Raw genomic sequence first — 3,932 nt, 5'->3', positions numbered from 1 at the left:
CGCCGGCGTCGCGCACGGCCTGGCGCGCAGTTGAGGAAATCGGCGTCAGGTTCAGGAAGCCGTGCACCATCGACGCGTATTCCCTCTCGGTCGCGTTGACGCCGAGGCTGCGCAGTTTGGAAGCATAGGCGATGGCTTCATCGTGCAGCGGGTCCCAGCCGCAGACGATGATATGGGCAGGGGGCAGGGCCTTCAGGTGCTCCAGCGGCGCGAAGAGCGGCGACATGCGCGGGTCCATCGCGCAGGTCAGGTCCGGCAGGTAATGGCGGCGGAAGAACTCGAACAGGTTGGCCGAGATGAAAAAGCCGCTTTCCTGCGGCGACATCTTCTTCGAGCGGATATCGGCAAACTGAAGCAGGGGGTAGAGCAACAGCTGGAAGGCCGGCTTTGGGCCGCGGGCGCGCACCATCTGCTGGCAGAGATAGGCGGCGAGATTGCCTCCGGCGCTGTCACCGGCAACGGCGCAGCGCGCCGGATCGATGCCGGCCCTGGCCGAGCCATGCTCCTGCAGCCAGGCCCAGGCGGCGAGGGCGTCGTCATGCGCGCAGGGGAAGCAGTGTTCGGGCGCCAGGCGGTAGTCGACGGCCAGCACCCGGCAGCGTGAGCCCTCGGCGAGGCGCCGGCAGAGCATGTCATGGCTGTCGAGATCGCCCAGCACGAAGCCGCCGCCATGGAAGAACAGGATGCCCGGGCCGGGCGGCACGCCGGCGCCAAGGGGCACATACAGGCGCGCCTTCATTGGGCCGGCAGCACCCGGAATGATCATCAGGCGGACATCTGCCAGTTCGGGCGCATCCGGCTCGCTGGAATAGTCGATGCGCAGGAACTCGCGGCGCAGCCGCTCGACCGGCAGTTTCAGGTCAAGCGGCTTCAGCTCCGGGATGTTGAACCGGTCACGCAGGCTGCGGAAGGCGTCATCGAACGTCATATGGCTGCATCTGCGCTGCAATTCCGGCCATGTGATGGCAGGTTGCAGGCGATGCAAGGGATGCGCCAGTCAGACCTTCGTCAGAGCTGGATAACGCCCGGGGCAAGTGGCGCGGCATACAGGGCCTGCACAAGATCAGCGCGCCGCGAGATGACGAGGCGCTGGTTTATATAGCCCTTGTCGGTGATCTCGCCGGCATCAATGCCGGGCGCTTCGGTCATCACCATCAGCCGCTTGATACGGCGCGACGAGCCTTGTTCGGAGGCATTGAAGATCGACGCCTTACGGGCAAGGTCGCTGACGAGGGCGGCAAAACCCTTTGCCGGATCACCGGCCGCCTTGATGTAGTGTTCGGCAGTGGCCGGCGAGGGCCAGACGAGGGCGGTGGCGAAATCCTTGTCCTGGCCGCAGATCACCGCGTCGAAGATCAGCGGCGAGCACGCCGCGACAAAATCCGGGCGCAGTGTGCCGACCGAGACCCAGGTGCCGGAGGAGAGCTTGAAGTCCTCGCCGACGCGGCCATCGAAGACGAGGCCCTTGTTGGGATCGGACTCGTCAACGAATTTCACAGCGTCACCGAGGCAGTAAAAGCCTTCCTCGTCGAACACTTCGGCATTCTTCCCGGGGTCATTGTGATAGCCCGGCATGACGGTCGGGCCCTTGACGCGCACTTCCAGTTTCTCGCCGTTCGGCACCAGTTTCAGCGTGGTGCCCGGCAGCGGCAGGCCAATCAGGCCGACGCGCTCGACCTCCCAATGCACGACGGTGATGCCCTGTGTTTCGGTCGCGCCATACATAGTGACGATGGGAATGCGCCGGCCGGTGGCCTTGATGGAAAGCGCCTGAAGGCGGTCGTAGAGGTCGTCCGACAAGGTAGCGCCGCCATAGCCGATGGAGCGCATGTTCCTGAAGAAGTCCTTCAGCAGCGTGTCGTCCTGCTCCATCGCCTCGGCCAGCATGCCAAGCGCGATGGGCGCTGTCCCGAACACGGAGGGACTGGCTTCGCGGATATTGCGGATCGTCTCGCGGAAGAGGGACGGCGTCGGCTTGCCGCCGTCGATCCAGAAGGTAGAGCCGTTCCAGAGTGCGCCGTTGAAATTCACGTTCGAGCCGGAGATATGGTTCCAGGGCAGCCAGTCGAGGAAATTGTCGATCCGGTCGGGGTCGTGTTCGGGATCGCGGCCCGTGTCCTTCAGGCCTTCCTGCCCGCCGATCATCGAACACATTGCGCCCTGCGTCGTTGGTACCGGTTTCGGCATGCCGGTCGAGCCGGAGGTGAAGAGATACTTGGCAACGCTCGCGTCATCGAGCGTCGCCATGGCCGCGGCGACGGCGGCGGTCGGTATTGTGGCGGCAAGCGCGTCATAGGCGAGTACGCCGTTGTCGCCTTCCGGGGCGGCGCTGACGATCCTGAACGCACCTGAGGGCAGGGCGGCGAGGGCCTTGCGGAACGGTGCGAGCTGTTCGGCAAAGACAATTGCGGGCTTCACCGTGTTGAAGCAATGCTTCAGCTTGTCGAAGTCGGTCGACATGGTGGAATAGGGCACCGAGATAGGCGCGGCGGGCGCACCGATCTTCTGGGCGGCGAGGATCACCATGGCTGCGCGGATCGAATTTCCCGAGACAAGCATGACCGGCGCGTCCGGCCCGGCGCCGAGATCCAGGAAGGCCTGCGCGAGACTGTCGGTGACGCGTTTCGCCTCACCATAAGTCAGCGTGACCCATTCATCCGTCTGCGGATCGCGTTCGCGCAGGAAGGCACGTTCAGGGTGCATCGCGGCGCGCTCGTCCAGCGTATGCGGGATGGATTTCGGGCGATGGCCGGGCGCCTGGTTGGCGAAGATGTAGATCGCCTCGCCCCTGCGCGTCATCGTAACGTCGGGGGTCTTCTGCGGCAGGGGGCGGAATGCAGGCAGGGTCTGGCCCTCGGGCATAACGGAACTCCTCCGATGTCGGGTGTTTTTACTTGCCCGGAGGAATAATCGGTCTGGGGCCACTTGCAACCGTTGACGCGGGGAGAGCCCGTACAATCAGGCTTGGGCGGTTACCGCATCAACGACAAGGGCGAGCGCTTTCAGCATCTGCGCCTCGTCCAGCGCCTCGGCCATGACGCGGATCAGTGGTTCCGTGCCGGACTTGCGCACGACCATCCGTCCACGGTCTCCCAGCAGGGCGTCCGCCTGCGCGAGTGCGCCCTTCACCCTATCTGAATCGAGAGGGTTCGCCCCTGCATAGCGTATGTTGGTCAGCTTCTGGGGCGCGGGCGTGAAGACGCGCAGCATGTCCGATGCCTTGCCGCCCCGCGCGGCGAGGACGGACAGGACCTGCAGGCCTGCGAGCAAGCCATCGCCTGTGGTTGAGACATCCGACAGTATAATGTGCCCGGACTGTTCGCCGCCGAGATTGAAGCCGTGTGCGCGCATGTGCTCGCCCACATAGCGGTCACCTACTTTTGTGCGTGCAAGGACGAGCCCGATGGCTTTCAGATACTCATCGAGCCCCATGTTCGACATTACGGTCGCCACCATGCCGCCGCCCTTCAGGCGGCGCTTGCGGTGCATGTCGCTGGCGATGAGGGCCATCACCTGATCACCGTCCGCTTCGGCACCGGTCTCGTCTACCACGATCAGGCGGTCAGCGTCGCCGTCGAGCGCGATGCCAATATCAGCGCCCACTTCCAGCACGGCGGCCTTCAGCGCGCCGGTGGCTGTGGAGCCGACGCCGGCATTTATATTGATGCCGTCCGGCTCGGCTCCGATGACGCGCAGCTGCGCGCCGAGGCGGCGAAGCGCTTCGGGCGCAGTTTCGAAGCCGGCGCCATGCGCGCAGTCGAGCACGATCTTAAGTTTGGAAAAATCCCGGCCCTTGCCGATGGTCTCGAGGCAGCGGTCGACATAGCGCGCTCCGGCGCCGGCAAGGGCGCCCGTCTCTGAAATGTTCGCGGGCAGGGCATACTCGCCGGCGAAGGCGGCGGCCATAGCGGCCTCAAGCGCTTCTTCCACGT

At 64.9% G+C, this 3,932-nt stretch carries 3 protein-coding genes; all 3 read right to left on the bottom strand.

Annotated elements, in window-relative coordinates; genetic code table 11:
- Positions 1 to 928, bottom strand: a 928-nt coding sequence (locus WEA77_RS02625) for an alpha/beta hydrolase (protein ID WP_368066309.1), incomplete at its 3' end; no start/stop codon positions are given.
- 80 nt (positions 929 to 1,008) lie between these two features.
- Positions 1,009 to 2,862, bottom strand: a complete 1,854-nt coding sequence (locus WEA77_RS02620) for an AMP-binding protein (RefSeq protein WP_368066308.1) — start codon at positions 2,860 to 2,862, stop codon at positions 1,009 to 1,011.
- Positions 2,863 to 2,958: 96 nt separating this feature from the next.
- The coding region (gene glmM, locus WEA77_RS02615; RefSeq protein ID WP_368066307.1) for a phosphoglucosamine mutase at positions 2,959 to 3,932 on the bottom strand (974 nt) is incomplete at its 5' end.

Origin of the sequence: Hyphomonas sp. (genome assembly GCF_040882205.1) — a bacterium.
In the GTDB taxonomy this organism is placed as follows: Bacteria; Pseudomonadota; Alphaproteobacteria; order Caulobacterales; family Hyphomonadaceae; genus Hyphomonas.
This window is presented reverse-complemented; position numbering and strand designations above follow the sequence as displayed.